Here is a 21,433-nt window from a genome sequence, read left to right on the forward strand (position 1 = left end):
CGATGCATTGGCATTGGAATTATTATTCAAACTGTTTTCAACAACAGCAGCTGATTGGGCTTGGGATGCAGCATTTGAGGCAATAGCAGCGGCCTGTCCAGCAATTTGTGCATCACTATAGGCACGACTATTAGCAGAAGAAGCGATCGTTACATAATTATTAATGTTTTCAGCATAACTGCTTACTAAAATTGCAGCAGAACTAGCTAAACTAGCACTGGCTTGAGCTTGACTATTTAATGAATCAGCACTTGTAGTTTGCCCCAATTTAGCAGCAACGACAGCCTGACTAGCAGTAGTTGAAGCCTGAATGGCATTTGACTGTAACAAGCTATTCGCACTCGTTGCACTAACTGCAATTGCTTGAGCATTTGAAGCAGCCGATTGAGCTTGTCCACTCGCAATCATAGCATCTGATAATGCTGAATTAACAATTGTAGTCTCACTGGCTACCACAGAAGCAGCACTAGTAATCGTATCATTGCTTGGGTAAACAGAAGCTAATGAATTAACCAACGTGCTATCACTATTAATTTGGACCCTGTTAAAACTAGCTAATGTGGTCCATTGACCTGCGCTTTGATTAGAATGCGTAGCGGTACTATTATCATCATTGACCGCACCACTAGCTACATTTCCAGAGTCAATCGCTGCTGAAGCATTTTGTGTAATGGTACTTGCTGATTTGAGCTCATTATTTTGGGTAACAAATGCAGCTTGAGCTGTATTATTAGCTGATGATCCCGCATTGAATGCAGAGCTGACAACGGCATTATAACTATTCACCTGACTAGTTGCAGTCCTTTGTACCACTGCATCACTTAATCCAGCTGCTGAATTATCAGTAACAACCTTAGCAGCTGATGCTGCAGCAGAACTAGCTTGACTAGCTATGCTATTAAATGTAGAGGCACTATTAACATCCCCTACCTCAGCGGCGCTAATTGCATTCGATGCATTTACGGATGCCAAACTGGCCTGTTGGCTAACAACTTGATTAGCGGAACTAGCTAAGTAAGCGGCACTACTGATCCGTCCATTAGCAGATTGAGCAGCAGCATTGGCGCTATCTGCACTAACTGATGCTGCATCAGCAACACTAGTTAAAATGGCAGCAGTTTGTGAAGCACTATTAATCACGGCATTACTTTGCGCACTAGCTTGAATTGCAGCAATTGAATTAACAACGTTGGCTAAGGCACTATTAATAGCACTAGTCGAATTATTTAATGCATTTGTTGATTGAACTGCAGAGGATACCTGTCCATTCAATGAACTAATGGATTGAGCAACTTGACTAGCGGTTTGACTAGTATTGATTGCGCCACTATTAGTAACAGTAGCAACTGAAACTGCAATATCTTGAACACTAGCAGCCTGTTGAGCGGCACTAAGTAGATCAGAAACACTTAGCGATGCATGACTCACAATAACGGCATCTGAGCTAGCACGATTATATGCAAATTGAACAGCGGAACTAAGGTTCATGACGGCCTTCGTATTGATCCCAGCTTGACTGGCATATGAACTAGCTAGGGAAGCTTGGTTAGAAGCTTGACTATTCAATTCGGATGCAGCAGCAGAATTACCAATTACGGCAGCACTAATCGCTTTAGCTGCATTATCCGATGCAGATAACGCATTGGCCTGAGCACTCGCATTTTCATCACTAGCAACGTTAAATAACGAATTTGCACTTGACTGATCAACTGAAGCTGATTGTTGAGCAATCAATGCATCTGCAGATGCTGAATTAGCATTTGTCAAATAGCTATCTGCAACAATTGATGCTGATTGAATAGTTGCATTCGCTGAATGGTCAGATGAAATTGATTTAATACTAGAATTCATGCTATTAACTTGGGACTGATTAGCACTAATTTGTGAGACTAACGAATTAGTACTACCACTATTTAAGCTGGCACCTTGGCTAGCATTACTTGCAGCAATTGACTGTGCAACTGCAGTGGATGAATAGATAGCAGCATTACTACTTGTTGTGTTAGCACTACTAATTGCGTCATCCTGCGCACTGGCAGCTGATTGTGCAACTGAGTTTGCGATCGATGCAGCACCGCTTGCTTGATTAATCGTGACTAAATCATTATCTAGTGCCTGACTAGCTGCAATGGCTTGTTGTGCATAATCGCTAACACTATTATTATATTGGCTAACCAATGCATTCGCTGTACTTGCTGAGTCTGCCTGTAGCTTTGCAATGCTATTGAGGCTATCTGCAGTAGCTGAGCTCCCGACTTTAGCAAAGCTAATTGCAGTAGCTGCATTGCTACTTGCCAATTGGGCGTTACTTTGTGCTACCGAATTAGCAGAACTAGCCTGATTCATTGCCACTTGAGCACTTATTCTTGCTGATTGGACGAGTGAATTATTAACTTCTGCACTAGATAACGCAGCATTGAGCGAATTAATGGCAGCACTAGCGCTTTGTTGAGCAGCTTGGATAACTGAATTACTTTGGCGACTAGCAAGTACCGAATTAACTGCCAGTGAATCCTTAGTAGCATTACTTTGTTCAGTATTCCCCTGACTGATGGTGTCACTAGCACTCGAAGCATTTGAAATAACCTGATTATTAGTAGCATTGGCTGAATTAAAACTATTTTCAGCAGCTGAAGAAGCGTTAGCTGCTTGGTTACTAGTTGCATTTGCAGATGTAATTTCATTATCTTGCGCAATCGCAGCACTAGCAGCCACGGATTCAGTACTGTTGGTAACTGCGTTAGCCGATACTATCGTTTCATTTGCACTAGTGATTTTAGCATTGGCTGAGCTAACTTGAGCGTTATAACGATCAACATCTAAAGCCGCCAAACTGGCTGCATTTGCATAGCTAATTGCACTCGAATTAGCTACAGAAGCTTGCGAAAGAAAATCTTCAGCTGAAGCAGAACTACCTAATTCAGCCGCCGATTGAGCTAATTTGGCAAAGCTAGTGGCACTTTCAACATTAATTTGAGCCGATGAATTATTTGAAATTACAGCATTCATTGCAATGGATGCCGAACTTTGTGCCGATTGGGCAAAATTATATTCACTATTAGCAATGCTAAATGCCGAACTAGCATCATTAGATGCTGATTGTGCCGTCCCTAGCGCAGACTGAATAACGCTGTTGATTGGACGTGCTTTCAACTGATCAGAAATACTTCCAACCACATTGTTAATTGATGAATTAATTGGTGTAACTTGAGAAACAGCCACACTGGCGTTTGAAACAACGGTAGCCAAGCTAGCTTGAACACTTGCAGCAGATTGCTGTGTATTATTAGCAGAAACCGCAACTGATTGCGCATCCCCGCTAATCTGATTAGCACTAGCAGTTTGCTTATCCTGAACGCTAGCAGCCTGTTGAGCAATCGAGTTGTTCTCGCTAACTGTATTAGCATCTATCGATGCTTGAACGATCGTAGATGAAGCATCATTATATGCTGCATTAGCAATATTACTAAACAGTACCAATGAAGCTGAATTTTGTTCAGCCACCTTGGCATATGAATAAGCAACTGAAGCAGCAACCGAAGCTTGTGCATTCGCACTCGCTGCTGCTGATTCACTTCCTAAACTGGCATAAGACTTAGCGATAGTGGCATAACTATTAGCAACCACTGATGCCGAGTTCGCATTGCTTTCATTAATAACAGCTAATGAAGCAACACTCTGTGCATTTTGTTCATTTACCTGTACTTGATTATTGGCCTTTGCGATTGCAGTACTATCAGATTGAACAGCGCTAAGTGCCTGCACAGCATTGCTTACTGCTGATTGGATTACTGTATTGCTCGAATGCGTTGAAAGGACAGCATTAGCTGAGTTAACATTAGCACTTGCCTGATTTACATTATCATTTGCACTACTAATAAAACCACTTGTTTGGGAAGCAGAACTAATGATTGAATTCAAATTCCCACTGTTACTAGTAACAGCATTGTAAGCGGCACTTGAGGCATTATTAGCACTTGTCATCATTTCATTAGCAGTTGAGATTGCAATGCTTTCTGCAACAGATGCTGACTGAGCAACTGAATTAGCATTGGAAACGGTCGAAGTCGCAATCGCCAATGCATTGTTGTATTGACTAGCAACGTATGCCGCTGATGAAGCAATTGCTGCATAACTAGATGTCAATAGGTTATAAGAATTTACTTCACTGGCAGCAACCGAAGCTGCACTAGCTTGAGAAGAAGCAACTGAATTAACAGAACGTGCAGCTTCAGCACTCCCCTCAGCAGCATAGGAACTGGCAACCGTAGCGTTGCTAAGTGCGATCGCAGCATCAGATTGTGCAACGGAACTCGCTGAATTTGCGAAACTGGCAGTACTTATGGCAGAACTATTAGCAGATTGAGCAGAAGCATTCGCCTCTGAAATAGATGAATTGATTACCCCAACGGTTGAAAAGGCAACACTGGCAGAACTAACCGCTTTTTGAATAATTGCATTACTTGAATTTTGAGTAAGTGCCTGCGAAGCTGCTGTATTCCAATCAGTCGCACTTTGATCAGCAGTCGCTGCAGAATCAGCAATCGACTGAGCTAAGCTAGCATAAGAAGAAGCGTTATTACCAAATGCATTGGCACTTGCAACTGTATTCGAAGCATTAGAGATCGCACTATTAGCACTATTAGTAGTGGTTAATGCAGCATATGATCCTAAACTACCTTCAAATGAGGCAATTTGAGCACCATGATTATAAAAAGAGGCTTGCGAAGCGGCATTTGAACCAACGGATGCAGCGATCGATGCCCTTACAGAAGCGGACGCAGCCTCTGATGCAAAATATGAGGCCTGTTGTGCTGCCGAAGTTGCGCTATCAGCAACACTATTCGCAACGTTAGCAATGCTTTGGGCAACCACGTTAGCACTGGAAGCACTACTAAAGTCACCATTAACTGCATAGCTGCTTGCTAATGATGCGCTAGCAGAAGCACTCGCAACTGACTGTCTTACAGCTTCACTTAGAGAAGTTGCAACAGCAGAAGCAGATTGAGCAGATTTATTAGCATCATTAGCCTGACTACTTGCAATTATGGCATCTGAATTAGCCGAACTAGCAAGCACTTCGGCTGATTGAGCATATGCAACGTTTGTTTGAATGACCTTATTAGCTTCATTTGAAGTCAAAGTAGCCATTGCGGAATTCCATTGATCGGTCGCATTAGAATCATAACTACCAGCAACACTGGTCGATGCACCAGTCTGCGATGTGAAAGTACTTGCATCGCTAACGTAACTACCAGCACTATTAACAGCAATAGAAGCAGTTCGATCAGCTTGATCTGCGAATGAACTAGCAGCGTTTGCACTACTAATGGCCTTCGATTCTATTGCTACTGCTGATTGAACAACTGAATTTGCAATTGCAATTTGACTAGCAGCTGAATTTGCAACACTAAGTGCTGAATTAACCTCACTAGCAGCAGAACTGGCCCGTTTAACTGCACTATCGGCGTTAAAACTAGCGGTAGATGCATCTTGACTGGCCACAACGGCAACACTAGCGGCTGAACTAGCAACAATTGCAGCAGAACTAGCAGCAGCACTATCGCCTGCAACAGAAGCTGACTGTACTAATTGGTTTGCAGCACTTTCATCACTAACAGCATTTTGTGCGGCCTTAGATGCATTGCTAGCAATTTGAATTGCATTAGCAGCTGCTGAATTAGCAGCACTTGCAATGGATGATTGGTTATCAATATCTGAATTAGCATTATTAACGATTGCAGTCTGTTCAGAAGCAATGCTAACAGCACTGCTAACGATGCTGTTTAGTGAATGCCCACTAGCTAATGAAGTTATCTGTTGATTTGCTTGATTAGCTTGGGATGCGACTGACGAAATCGCAATGGAATTAGGCGTAATTGTACTTGCTGCAGAACTAGCAATTTCAGAATTATTCGATACATTGACAATGTTATTTACAACAGCACTTGCCGCAGAGGTAGCGTTAGCACTAACTGAATTTGCCAGGCTCACTGAGCTATCAATGCCGCTTCTGATTAAGGAATTAGCAATGTTTGCAGCAGATTGAGCGTCGCTAACGGCGTTCGAAATCGCAATGCTATCACTAGTTACTGACGAGGCAGCATTACTACCTGCTAATGAAGCAGCACTAGCAAGGCTAATTTGCGCATTATTCGCACTAGCGGCTGAACTAGCAGTATTCATTGCACTAATTGCTACACTAGCGGCTGACGAAGCAGCACTAGCATCCCCAGTAATCGCTGCTGAACTAGCAACTGAATTAGCGGCAACTGCAATTGAATTGGCCAAAGTAGCTACACTAGCTGCAGATACTGCAACACTACTTGCACTGCTTAAGACAGATTGGGCACTTGCAACAATTGATGATTGGTTCTTCTGATCGCTTAATCTTGAAACAATTGCAGAACTTGCTGAACTAACAACAACAGTAGCAGAACTAACCGCTGAATTACTTGAATTTCTAGCGTTCAAACTATTGATCAAACTTTCTGGACCAGCAATTGAACTAGCATTACTACTCCCAGCAGCACTTGCACTATTAGCCGCACTTGAATAAACGTTATTATCACTAGCAGCCGCGATAATTGAAGCTGCGTTTGAACTAACGTTTTGATTGATTCCGCTAACAACTTGACTCGCAGAATTAGTAACGATTGCAGCGGAGACTGCCGCTGTAATCTGTAAGGCAACTGATTGAGCAGAACTAACGGTTGCAGAAGCTGAATTAGCATTTGATAAATCTATCTGAGCAGCACTATTGGCATTTATTACAGCTGTATTTGCAGAATCGATTGCACTGCTTGCTGACTGTACATCAATGATCGCGGAAAGTGCAACTGAAGCAGCCGAGCTCGCGATTGATGCTGCATTACTTGCGGCCGCGCTGTTAATCGCTATTCCTGCAGATTGAGCAAGTGTACTTTGTGCCTTGGCAACGCTGGATGCTGAACTAATCACGCTAGTTGCAATTGATGCCTTAACATTTGCAGTCGATGCAGCAGCGCTAGCACTAGCCGCAGCTTGTGATTGCGTCTTCATGTCGGCATTAGCTTTTTCAAAGACAGTTGCTGCAGAATTAGCATCTGAATTAACGCTACTTAATTTAGCGTTATTGGAATATTGACTAGCCATACTATTTGTCGCACTTTGGTCAGCGTTAACTCCACTATTTAGCGAAGCTGCCTGTAATGAATCAGTATTAATTGCACTAACGTTAGAATTTACGTTAATGAAACTGTTGACCGCCTGGCTTACTAACGAACTATTTGTATTACTTGCAGATGTAGCAGTTGCAGAAGCAGAACTAGCAAGGTGATTAGCACTGGCTAAGCCACTATTAATTACACTTGTTGCCACTGAAGCTGCACTACTAGCATCATTCGCTGCACTGTTTACCAATGCTTGAACAGAGTTTATTGATTGGACTGCATTCAAAGCAGCGGTTGACTGAGCAGCAGCAATTGAAACTTGAACGCTGGCGCTGTTGGCAGCGTTAGATGCCGTTTGATTAGCAGTAGAAGCAATCGCAGCTGCGCTTTGAACTGCAGAAAGGTCACCACTATTAGCTGCAATTTGTGCAGCTAAGGCAGCTGAAGAAGCAATCGAATATTCAGAAGCTGCAATTGATGAATCGATTACAGCACTACTATTAGCACTAATTGCGGTCGTGCTAGCACTAATTGCAATTGATGATTGTTGTATTGCAACCGAATTAGCAGAACTAGCAACTACACTAGCGGAATTAATTACAGTATTAGCACTAGCGACCGTAGCGTTACTTGAATTATTAATATTCAAACCAGCAATCACGTTACTAGCAGCAGCAATCGAGTCAGCGCCACTACTAATGCCGTTATTGACAGCAGATACAACCGCTGCATTGCTACTTACAGCACTTTGGTTGTTAGCAACAATTGCAGCAGAACTAGCTGTCGCGGTATTAAATGAACTGACTGTAGCAACGGATGAATTTACATCATTAGCAATCGATTGAGCACTAGCAACCACTCGGGCCTGTGATGCCGCTGATTGAACGATTGAATTTGCAAGGCTGGCGTTATTAGCATCAGCATTAGCTGACGAAACAGCCAAACTAACGGAAACCGAAGCGGCCTGGATTGCAGCACTTGCTGAAGTAGCTGTACTAGAAGCAGCCAGAATAATCGCAGCGTATGAACTAGCAGCATTTGCTGCAGAACTAGCGGCTGCACTATCTAAATTGTTTGTAGCAGTGCTCAAGGCCGCCATTTGATCAGCAACCTGATTGCTAGCGCTAGCGGCTATTACAGCAACACTAGCTAAACTGACGCTTGCTGCAGAAGCAAGTGCACTTTGTTGAACCGCTAATTGGCTTTGAACAACCGCATCTGAACTAGCGGATGCTACCGCACTGGCATTAACATTAGCTACAGCTAATAAGCTGCTAGCAACACTGTTATTACTATAAGCAGACTGTACAGAAACCACCACTGACTGTGCAGATTTGGTATCAGCAAAACTAGCATTGATAACGTTCGCTAAACTAAATACTGAACTAGCACTCGAACTGGTTCCATTTAAGCTAATGTTTGCTGATGATTCAACATTAGTGATTCCGTTTTCAGCTGAAGTGGCAGTCGAGTTAGCATTAGAAGCAATACTAGTAGAGCTATTAATTCCACTACTGATTGCCACAAATGCAGCATTAGCAGCACTTTGAGCTGTAGAAGCATTGATACTGAACGCTGCATTATTAGAGACAGCATTAGAAGCGGCAATTGAACCTGCAACATCGGCAGATGAAGCTGCCGTCATTTGAGCACTTGCATCAGAAGCAGCTACCTGTGCAGATGCCAAGTAAACATTGGCTGCACTAATGGCGTTAGCTATCGAATCTGAATTTAAGCTGTTATTATTAGCCATACTAGCTGCAAGACTAGCGCTACTGTTAGCTAATGAGTTTTGATAACTAACCACAGAAGCATCAGCACTGGCATTCGAATTGGCTATTGATGCAGCCGTTGATGCTGAATTAGCAATCGATGATTGTAGCGTTGCATTTTGAACTGCACTAGCAGCAGCACTGAGGGCGGATTGAACTACTGTATTCGCACTCAAAACCACTGAATTATTAGAATTATGATTAATTAAATTATTGATGGTACTGCTTGCGCTATCAACAGCTGTACTATTAGCTTGAACAGACGCACTAGCGCTACTTGCTTGAGCTGAGTAGCTATTAGCACTGTTATTAGCACTAGAAACAGCTACTGAAGCCTGATTAACAGCAATATTGTAATTACTAGTCATGCTAGCAACTGAAACTGCATTACTTGCAGTTGATGACGCCAATGCTGTTTGTGATTCTTGATCAGCATAGTATTTAGCAATATTTACTGCATTACTAGCAGTATCAAAGTTAAAACTAGCTATGTCTGAAGCAGTACTTGCCTGACTAACGGCCGATTGAGCAGTAGAACTATTCGCTTCCGCATCATTAGCAGCACTTTGAGCTGCTTGTGCATAAGATAAAGCAGCACTAGCTGCGGAACTAGCTGCCGTGCTATTTCCAGCAACCGATGCGGAACTAGCCGCTTGACTGGCTACAATCGCATTTGAAAATGCATTCGCAGCAACACTAGCATTAACAACAGCAGCAGCACTAGCTGAATTAGCAATCGAGGCGGCTGAACTAGCAACGGAAGCCTGTAAACTAGCACTAGCATTCGCAGCATTAGCCATTGAAACAGCTGAACTAACGTGACTATAAGCAATGCTAACTGAGACGTTATCATTGCTTTGACTAGCTACCATGCTAGCTACAGAATTAATGGAATTAGCGGAACTGTTTTGTTGGCTAATTTGAACACTATTACTATTAACTAAACTACTAATCGATGTAGCTAAAGAAGCGTTGCTACTTGTCCCAACAGCATTTGATGATGCAGACTGGTTAACACTAGAAGCGCTATTAGCAGCGCTACTTGCGACACTGCTTGCAGATGCCAATCCACTATTAATTATACTTTCGGCTTGACTAGCAGCACTAGATGCATCAATGGCAGCCTGTGAAACAGCACTACTGTTTATCGATACCTGAACAGCAGCTGCAGAAGCCGTACTTAAAGCGCTCTGCAGTGCATTCGATTCAATAACTGCCTCACTTGAAGCCTGGGCAGCGGCACTAGCTGCGCTACTTGCAATTTGATTTGCAGAACTAGCTGCAGCAGAATCACCGCTAGTCGCAGCATTGGATGCAACCACCGCAGCGCTAAGCGCCGTTGAACTAGCTGTTGCAGCTGAAGTAGAAGCGATGAATACAACACTACTTGCTGATTGAGCGGCAGCAATTGCCTGACTTAATGCTGCACTTTGACTATTCATTGCAGCAGAAGCAGAGCTAGCTGCTGTAATTGCCGAATCAACAACAACTTCAGCACTTGAAACAGCTGAATTAGCAGAATTAAACTGATTTAAACTAGTTATTACCCCAGAAGCTGAATTAATCACTCCATTACTACTAATAGTCGCACTAGCCTGGCTGCTAATCGTAGTGGAAGTTTGGCTCAATGAGTTCATTACAGTACTATTAGCACTCACAATTTGATTAGCTAAGCTATCAGATTGATTAGCTTGGGATGCAAATGAAGAAGCAGAACTAGCATTGCTAATTGCTGAAGCGACCGTATTAGCAATCGATTGATTTGAATTAGCACTGTTGAGTGCTGCTGCTGCGATCTTACGATCATTTGAAGTGGCAATGGATGCAGCACTAACTACATTGGCAGCAGATGATGCCGTTTGGCTAGCCAATAGTGCATTACTATAATTGCTGCTAGCAACTTGAGCTGCAGACACGGCTAAAGAAGCACTGCTTGAAGCTGCTGATACATTACTATTTTGAAACGCAGTAACAGCATCAGCTGATGCAGATTGAGCGATTGAATTAGCCACACTAGCGGCAGTCGAATAATTAGATGCCATCGCATTAGCACCATTTGCAACAACATTAGCACTATTAATATTGCTCCCTTGTGAGTTGGCATCCAAACTAGCCGATTGAGCAACAGAATTAGCAGAATTAACAACCGCAATTGCACTGCTTAACATTGAATTAACACTTGTATTAGAAGCAATCGAATTTGCAAGCACCGCAACAGAACTAGTTTGTGAACTAATGCTAGTTATCGCATTAGAATCAATTTGTGCAGATGCACCACTATTGGCCACATTAGAGACAACTGCACTAACCGCATTAGAATTAATTAAAGCGTTCTTATTATTATTAGCTGCCGATTGGGCTGCAGCATTTGCCATGCTAGAAGCACTTAAAAGCTCACTTGTTACAACACTATTAGCATAGCTCGCCGCAGAACTAGCAAACGAAAGCGCCGTACTAGCAGCTGAAGAAACAGAAACGACATTTGAGATTAAGGAAAGCGCTTTAGCATACCCACTAGTTAATGATGAATAATTAACTGCAGCGCTATCTTGATATTCTGAAGCCATTTGAACAATTCCTGATACATATGAATAAACAGATGAAGCGGTTGAGTAATCTCCATTACCCGCAGCAGAACTAGCCGCACTTAATGCTGAAGACAAGGCATTGCTACTAGCCGTAATTGATTGTAAATAGCTTACATTAGCTGAGTTAGTCTGAGTTGCAGTTTGTGAGATCGCAATGAAATCGTTGTTTTGACTTGAAGCATTATTACTAGCAGATCCGTAGATAACAGCTTCGGATGCAATAACGCTATTTGCGTAAATCACAGCTGAATCAGAAGCGTTACTTACCCCTAGTGATGCAACTACTGACTGTGCACTAGCAATACTTGCGTTATTAGAACTGATAACACTATTATTAGAACTTAAAGCGTTTTGGTAGCTAATGAACTGTGATTCAATTTGGGTATAAGCTTGGTAGTGGGATACCATACTGTAATAACTATTAAAGTTATTGGCCACTGAACTGGTTTCAGAAGCATATGAAGCAGCAATCGATCCATTAATTACGTTGTTTAAATATGAATTAGCACTTTGCGCAGCTGTACTAGCATTCGTAAAATCAAGTTGAGCTGATTGCACAGCATTGGATGCCTCAATTGAAGCAGCCGTTACAGCTGAGCTAGCAGATTGCGCAGACTGAATAGCACTATTTAAAGCATTGGATGCATTCACAACAACAGCAGCTGCACTACTTGCGGCGTAACTATTGGTTGTTGATTGAGCTGATGATAACGATGCCATGGCAACGCTTATGCTCGTAGTTGCATTTGATGCAGCCAGTGATGCTGCATTTGCACTCAAAATAGCCATTGAGTATTCATTCATAGCGTTGGATGCATTCGCACTTTGAGAATTAGCATCTGATAACATCGAGTTAGCAGCTGAAGCAGCAGATGAAGCTAATGAACCATTGTTTAAAATATAACTATTATTAGAATTAGCACTAACAATGGCGCTAGCACTATTTGCAAATGAGCTAGCGATCGATGCTTGTGAACTAACTTGTACAGCATAACTGCTCGTTAAACTAACCGCCGATTGAATATTCGTCGCGATGCTAGGTGCAAAACTAACCATTGAATTGATCGAGGATAAACTACCATTAGCTGTACTAGAAGCTAAAGCTGCTAAGCTAACAGAACTATTAACGGAACTTTGCACATTAGAAATAGCAGTGCTAATCGCAGAATTAGCAACAATTGCAGCAGAACTAACATTACTTAATGCTCCAGACGCTACGAAAGCAGCAGAACTAGCCGCTGTTGCTGCAGAGATAGCAGCGGAATACTCAGAACTAGCGAGTGAATTAATTGAAGCTGCGCTACTTGCCGCCTCACTCGCTGCAATTTGAGCACTAGAGGCTTCTGATAGATATTGAAGCCCCCCACTTGCATCTGTCATTGCAATTGAATTTAAGTTAGCAGCATAACTGCTGATTTGATTTGCGTATGAAGATGCATAACTTGCATTGCTAAATGCTGAGCTAGCTGTATTTGCCATCTGACTAGCAATGCTATTTTCATTACTAATAACATTTGAAGCAGAAGACAAGATCGCATTAAAGCTATTAACTACTACGTTGGCACTTGAAATGTCTGAATTGTTAGCATTGTTACTTGCTATTGAATTCAAACTACCGATAGCGGAGTTAAGAGCAGCAGACGAAGCGTTTAAACTACTTGAATCAGAGCCAACTGCATTCGTATTATTGATAACATTGCTGTTCGCATTTGAAGTTTGAACATAGTAGGAATTGATGCTTTGAGCAGCATTATTTACAATTGAAACACTACTTGACGTTAACACAGCTAAACTAGCAGTCTCAGAAAAGGCAGATGCATTGATATAATTAGACGATTGATTGTTCTTTAAGTTAAACATTGTGATGCGATCAACCGTCAGGGCATTATATGCAGAAGTAAAGGAAGCCATTGCTGCCGAGGCACTTGCACTAGCTGCGACTGCCGCATTAGATGCACTGGCAATTAACTGCGCATTGGAAAGTACCACACTTGCAGCAGAACTGGCTGCTACACTATTATTAGCAACTTGAGCGGCGCTAACGGCACTTTCAGCTGAAATAATTTGATTAGAATATGAACTAGCAGCTGCTGAAGCACTAGCAACTATTGAGTTAGCATTAGCAGCTGCTGTACTTGCGGTGACAATCACACTATTTTGGGCTTTCAAGTCAGTATAAGCAGATTCATTAGCACTGACTAATGAACTAGCTTGTGATGCAACTGAAGCAATTGCACTATTATTTGAATTGGCGGCTGCAATAGAATTGATTGCACTATAGTATGAATTAAATGCACCATAGTCATAAGTAGCATCTGAATTAGCTGAAGAGGCAAAAGAAAGTGCTAATGAACTGATGGATGTCATGCTAGTAACGCTGGAATAGTTAGAATATAAGGATAAATAATCACTTGCGGTCGAAGATTGAACACTATTGACCTGGTTTACGTTAGATTGAATTCCACTACTAATAGCGACGGATGCTCGATTAAAAGCAACACTGGCCGTAATGGAAGCATTTGAAATATAATTATTATCATCAAATAAGCCTGCTAATGCACTGTTTCCAATTGCTTTATAAGAATTAGCAGCACTGACGATTGAATTATATTGATTCAAGTATGATGAAACATCGCTCATCGCACTACTTGCTGTTGATGCGGCAGTAGAAGCACCAGAAACGTCATAAGTAGTAACCGCACTGTTAGCAATGCTAGTTTCAAAGTTAGCCACTGAATTAGCACTTGAAATGGAAGCAGCGATCATTAACGCATATGAATTCAGACTAGCAACTGAACTAGTATTGCTATTTCCAGCAGCAACGTCACTATTAATATTGATCATTGCAGAACTGATTTGGACAGAAGCAGAATTAATTACAGATGTAGCACTAATTGCGTCAGAATTAACACTATTAAATCCGTTTAGCGAATTCATCGCTGAAGAAGTTGCACTATATCCACTAACCAATGCAGCAATTGAGGTTCCAGCTGAAGAGACTGTAGATGAATTAACATTTGCTACCGAGTATTGGCTACTAGTAACCGCAGTTACCGATGTAGCAAGGACTGATTGTGAATTTAATAACGTTGAAATACTATTAGTAATTTGGGCATAAGAAGCAGTGGCTGCAGCCTTGGATGCGGTATCAGCATAAACGATCGCAGCACTAGCATTAGTAGAAGCAACGGTATAGTCACTATTCATTGCAACCAATGCATTACTTGCAACAGAATTAGCCGATTGAGCCACTGAATTAGCAGCATTAGCATTAATTAACTGGCCACGTTCATCATTAATTGCAGAAGTTGCCACTTCTGCCGCACTGATGACAATTGAAGTTTGTCCGTTATCATCAGAGTTAAATCGATTATTATAGGCCGATTGAGCCACTGAATTGGCAGACGATGCCACAGATGCATATGAGGATGCCAGACTATTGGCATTAGAAAGGTTGACAAAAGCACTCGAAGCTGCACTGCTTGCAGCAGATAACGTAGCACTTTGTTGCCCTGCATCCACCAAAGCATTGCTGGCTAATGTTGCAACGGAATTAGCTGCAGAATTAGCCGCATTCACTTGTGAATTATTAGAGTTCGCACTAAAAATAACATTCGCGCTAGCTTGAGCTGAGCTAGCAACACTATTAGCACTAACTACTGAAGCATAGACGTTACTTCCAGCAACAAATGAACCGTTCACTGAGTTAGTAGCTAAACTCCCATTACTATAAAGATTAGAAATTGAACTAGCAATATTAGCAACAGAAGAACTGGCAGATGATGCGTTTGAAGACGCACTTGTAATATCGTTTAACAATGCCCCCATGAGTTTATCAACGGCTGATTGAGCACTGTTAGCAGCACTAACGGCTGAATTAGCGTTAACATTAGCGCTGCTAGCATTCACTGATGCTACACTTGTCAAACTGGCGGCGATAATCGCTTCACTAGCCGCGTTAGCAGCGTAGGATGAAGCAGCAGAACGGGCAGCAATTGCGTTTGATGCAGCAATTGAAGTTGCTGAAGAATTACCGACCGCTGCATTTTGACTAGCAATTACAGCATATGATGATGCAAGTGAATTGGCGCTACTTGCATTTGTAGCAGCACTGCTGGCAATCACATTAATTGAACTAGCAACTGAGGAAACTGAGTTGGCAGTCGATATTTGTTGACTAGCAGCACTAGCTGCTGAACTCATGATTATTGCAGCGGCACTTACCACTGAACTAGCTTGTTGAACGTCAGAACGATTCGAATAAAGAGATGCCGTTTTACTCATTAAGCTATCTGCACTAGAGAAAACGGTTGCAGCTGATGAATATTCACCATTAGCATTACTGGTGGCAGTACTATTAGCAGCAATGTAATTATTATTACTATTTACTTGACTAATTGCAGTTCCAGCATTATTTGCGAATGAACTTGCATCATTCGCGGCACTACTTGCTTGAGAAGCATTATTATCAATTTGGCTAATAATTGCGTTAATGTTGGAAAGTGCGGTTGACGCATTGGTGCTTTGCACATTTAAGCTAGCAGAATTACTAGTGATGCTAGCTAATGATGCACTCATTGATTGATAATTATTCGAAGCTGCTGTTTCAAGACTGTTCGCTTGACTGGCATAACTAATAACGCTAGCTAATGATTGTTGAACATCATTTAGTGAACCAAATAGTGATGATAAGTCGTTATAATTAGCATTATTGATGTCCTTTTGAATCAAGTTAATAACAGCACTCGCCATTAATCCGTTATTTTGATTGCTAATTGCGGCATTGCTAAGTAATTGTTCCAAACTATTAGCATTGCTGATCCTTTGTGCGTTATCACTTGAGTACGATTGAGCCAAACTAGCAGCAGTAGAAGCTGCTGAAGCATAAGACTGAATGTCAGAATTACTTGGTCGTGAACTAGCAAGTGAAATGGCAGCTTGAGCAGTTGAAGTTACAGTACTTGCAATTGATTGATAGCCAAATTGAGCAGTGTTATTAGAGTTTATTAAAGAGGCCCCGGCGTTAGAATAATTAATAATTGCGCTAGAAGCCGAAACAATTGCCTGACTTTCAGAATTAGCAGTACTGTTAGCAGAGCTAAATGATGTCGAAGCATAACTTATTGCATAAGAAACATCTGAATTAGCAGCGTTAGAGGCCACACTCTGTTGGGCATTAAAGGTAACCGATTGATTAAACGCCTTTACATATGCAGAGCTGGCACTAGCAATTGCTGAGTTTGCAGATGCGTTTGCATTAATTGCAGCTTGTGATTGATTACCAATATCACTAGCCAAACTAAGCAACTGGGAGACAGAATTACTATTAATTTGATTGTAGTTCAAAGAAGCTAAGATATTAGTAATATTAGCGGAATCCTGGGATGCTGCTAAATATGCTGAACTAGCTAAGGCATAAGCATTTGAAGCCGATGAATTTGCGCTACTTAAACTAGCCCTTTGTGATGAAACCACCAAAAGGCCACTGTTAAAAGTACTGGATGCACTCTGTGCGAGAGTATTAAATCCATTCGCAGCGTCATTATTAGGGATCAAACTATTGACTAAGCTAGTAATGGAGGTATAACTAGCAACAGAACTCTTAGTAATAACTGCAGAACTATAGAAAGAATCGAGATTAGCAGAACTACTTGAAGTCACTAAATAAGCACTAGATGCATAACTAGAGCTATTTGAAATATTACTATATGCTGTTGAAGCATAGCCACTCAATGCACTGATGAATGATGAGAAATTAGTGGCGGCACTATATGCACTGCTAGCCGTACTCTGTGCGATAGAAGCACTTTGCTGATCATTAATAGCGTTGATTGCAGCACTATATGCAATGCTATTATAGCTATTAACCATACTTACTACAGCACTAGCACTAGTAACAATGGTATTAGCTACTGACGCTGCAGAAACCGCAACGTTAGAAATCGAAGTTTGACTAGCAATCGTCATCCCACGAGCACTATTTAATGCAGCACTAGCGCTTTGAGCGGCAACTAATGCTGAACTAACAGCAACATCCAAACTCGCAATGCTATCGCTCAAAGTATTCGCAGCACTAGAAGCGGAACTAGCGATCGAGGCATTTGATGAAGCATCATTATTATAGCTATTAATTGCAGACATCGCTGAGCTGACAACGCTGACCGAACTAGAATAACCAGGTAAATTGGCATAAACGGAATTACTCAACGAAGCAGAATAACTAGCAACATTTGAATAATAACTGCCTACGACACTATTAGCAGAAGACGCAATTGAGTAATAGGAATTAGGGACTAATGACGAAATCTGGGTATCACTATTTGAAACTGCACTACTTGCACTACTTGCAGTTGCAACATCTTGTGCAGTATTATTAACGATCAAAGCGTTATCAGTGATCGTTCCAGAGGTCTTTTGAGTAGAGTTATCCGTTGGCCCTAAAATCGGGTTATGACTAGTATTAGTAACGGAGTTAGTGCCATCAGGATTGTTAATTAGGGTCGTACTTTGGTTGGTAACAACATATTGAGCATCAATAATAACACTTTGGATAGTACTACTACCCACAGCATTTAATGGACGAGTGTATTTATATGAGTAACTACCATCAGAATCCTTAGTAAAATCAGAAAATGGGATTGAAATGGTGTATCCATTCCGATAATAAGGATCATTAATTTGAGCAGTTACTTGATCTGGATCTTGGATCATTGTAGTTGAACCAATTGGTAGTTCATCGTTAGCAGTCGTATTTCCGTTCGTACTTACCCGAACGTAAACATTCTTACTAGTATCCAAAACGTTGGCAATAATAATCTTAGCAGAAATATCGTAGCCAGAAGCTGATTGGCCACTAGTATCCTTAATTAAGCTAGGCTGCCCACTAATATATACGGTTGGCGATGCTAAGAAACTTAAGTAATGTGACTTACTATTGTCAAAATTATTCAAGACAGTATTGGTCTGTAACTGACCATTAACCGTGTAAACAGTAATGGGGTTAAAACCACCGGATTGTTGACCAATTTTAACCATGTATTGGGGAGTAGGATCTTGAGTTTCATTAACTTGTCCGATCACTGAATATGCAGTAATTGGTGGACTATTAAAGAACTTCCCATAACTAGTTCCATCAGTGACACCCTGATCGTCATTAAGACCATTCTTACTAAAGATAATCTTACTACCTGGATTATTCAAAACAACGTTACCAACGTTGTTTAAAAGGGTTAAATTATTGACCCCACCATCTGAATAAATGTAGAGGTTACTTAAATTCATAACGTTTAAGTTCCCACCAACAGTCAATAGGTTCCCGCTGAAACCATTCAAGTTCTTAGTAGCGTGGACCGACAAAGCACCACCGTTTTGCACAACAACGTTCCCATTTAAATTAACCGGATTATTGTCATTTAAACTATTGTTAAATACCGCTTCAAGGGTCCCACCATTGACGTAAACATTACTTTTTGAAGCTGTAAAAATCGCTGACGCTCCATTATTAGGGGTTACAGTTAATCTGGCCCCTTCATTAATAGTCAAACTACTTTGTGAGTTCGTTAAAATGATCCCGTTATTAGCAGCTGCGTTGGTCCCAAATGAACCGGAATCTTCACCATTTCCACCATTTGGAGTTAGGACCATTATAGAGCCCTTATCTAGGGTCAAATTCCCGGAAAGTTCGATGTTATTCCCCATTTGAGTTTTTCCATAGTATTGACTATTGGGTAATAACTCCATACTTTGGGTCTGGATATTTTGTTGATTCCCAGCAAACGTACTAATGGTTCTAAATGGACTAGTATAAGAACCTTCAGAAGTGGTATTAACGATTCCATCAATGTACAGTTTAAAAGACCCTGTAGAATTAGAGTTATACATCTGAGAACCCTCATAATTAACGTTCTTAAAGGTCAAAGTCCCTGTCGTGGAGGCATATTCATTAATTGGTCCGTAATAATTGACTCCATATAGTTTTTTGAAATTTTTAACCACCAAAGAATTAATGTTATACGGATTTTGATGTTCATTATATAAATCAGCAATATGATTTTGACCATTAATAGTCATATTGGTAGTACTTCCAGTAGGCGCAGAGTTTCCAGCATTTGAACCTGCATCAATATCAGTTAAGAGTCTGATTTCACTAGTGCTTCCAGATGGTACGTTTGCAAAGTAGTCATCAAACTGTGAAATATTTGTAATGTAGTAAATATTTTGATTATTAACTTTATTGTAAACATCATTATAACCAATGTTATAAAGAACGTTATTCTGACTAGCGTTATTTAATGCACTAACGTATTTATAATGACTTTGAGCATTATTTAAGGCTGCTTGCGCCCCGTTATATGAAATGGTATATGGATTATTAGAGGTGGCAGAATTATTAGTAAAGACGTTATAAGAACCATTTGCATCGGTCCCGTTCCAACGCCCAGTTTCGGCATCATAGATCCCTTGATTAGCCAAAAAGTAATCAAGTGAATAATTATAAGCCAATGCCCGTGCTGAAGTCGTGACATCAACGTTGGAGCTTAAAGCAACGGAATTACCTGAAATTGCCTGTTGTGAATCGCTAGGTGAATTAACAACGTTAGCGCTACTAGAACGGTTAGCAGCGCCAGAAGTAGTCGTTCCATTAGTATTAGAACCATAGACGTTTGGATCGGCTCCAACTCCAGAGTTCAAGGAACTATAAGTACTAAAAGCATTCAAAACGCCATTGTAAGCGTTCTTATAATAAATGTTACTTACATCAACATTACTAGTAGTAGCAGACTTTAATTCATCTGGATGAACTGAGTTCCAAGCAGCAACAGCTCCAGCATTGGCTAAAGCAAAAGCATTCACCCCACTATTAAAGTTACTATTGCTACTTGCAACTGTCGTCCCAGCCAAAGCTGCAGATGAGGCCGCAGAAAATCCATTATTAAAATCAGAAGATGAGTTGGAAGTGGCCGTAGTCGTTGATAAATTACCAGCAGTTAGTGTAGTATCGGCATTGGAGTCCGTTCCGACTTTATAGCTAACTAAATCATCTTCAGAAGATCCATCACTACTATTACTATCAGTCGTTGCAGAGCTAGCGCCCTCTGAAGAAGCAGTTGAGCTTCCCTCACTAGAATTAACATCACTATTAGCTGAACTAATAACTTCTGATGTAACGTCACTAGCAGCACTCACTGAACCATTAGAAATTGAGGTTTCAGAACTGGTGTTGGAATTAGAGCTAGCGCTACTGCTTCCACTAGTTACCTCAGAAGAACTATTTGTCGATTTGGAATCGCTTCCACTAGCTGAACTAGTGTCGATTGAATAGTTAACAATGTCGCTACTCCCATCACTACTAGTTGAGCTAGATTGACCAGCATTTGTACTATTTGAAGTACTACTTGAAGAAGCAGAAGTCGAGCTATTACTACTAGTTGAGCTAGATTGACTAGTACTTACACTATTAGATGACACAGAAGCACTCGCACTAGAATGACTGTAGTTATCACCACTACTAGTGGTCGAATCATCGCTATCACTAGACTGCGTTTTAGAAGAAACGTTAGATGTATTTTCATCAGCACGAGCTGAAACGCCCTGCCCAAACAGACCGACTCCACCAATTGTAGATAGCAATGAAATAGAGACGACTACCCATTGCTTTTTAACCTTCCGTAAGACTTTTTTATCTTTTGTTTTTTTAAACTGAAATTTATTATATACCAATTGTTCACCCTCCAATTTAAAATTGGATCTAAGAAAATAAAACTTTTTTTATCCGTTCATTTTTTATTAAATAATACACTTATACATTTTTAATTTTATCACATAATGAACAATTGTGTATACAACACGAAAAGACCTTAATAAAAAATTGACTGCTCAATTGAACTAAATTAGCATTAGTTAAAAAAGGACCATATAAAAC

Annotated in this window: 1 protein-coding gene (running past one end of the window); it reads right to left on the bottom strand. The window is 41.0% G+C overall.

The features are described from left to right. Positions 1 to 21,231, bottom strand: the 5' portion of a protein-coding gene (locus ACSYTJ_RS07295; RefSeq protein ID WP_491720209.1) for a DUF5776 domain-containing protein. Its footprint begins 17,334 nt before the window's first position; the window shows 21,231 of its 38,565 coding nt (coding positions 1-21,231); it begins with the start codon at positions 21,229 to 21,231; the stop codon falls past the left edge of the window. Positions 21,232 to 21,433: the final 202 nt, after the last annotated feature.

Source organism: Nicoliella sp. ESL1113 (genome assembly GCF_058509245.1).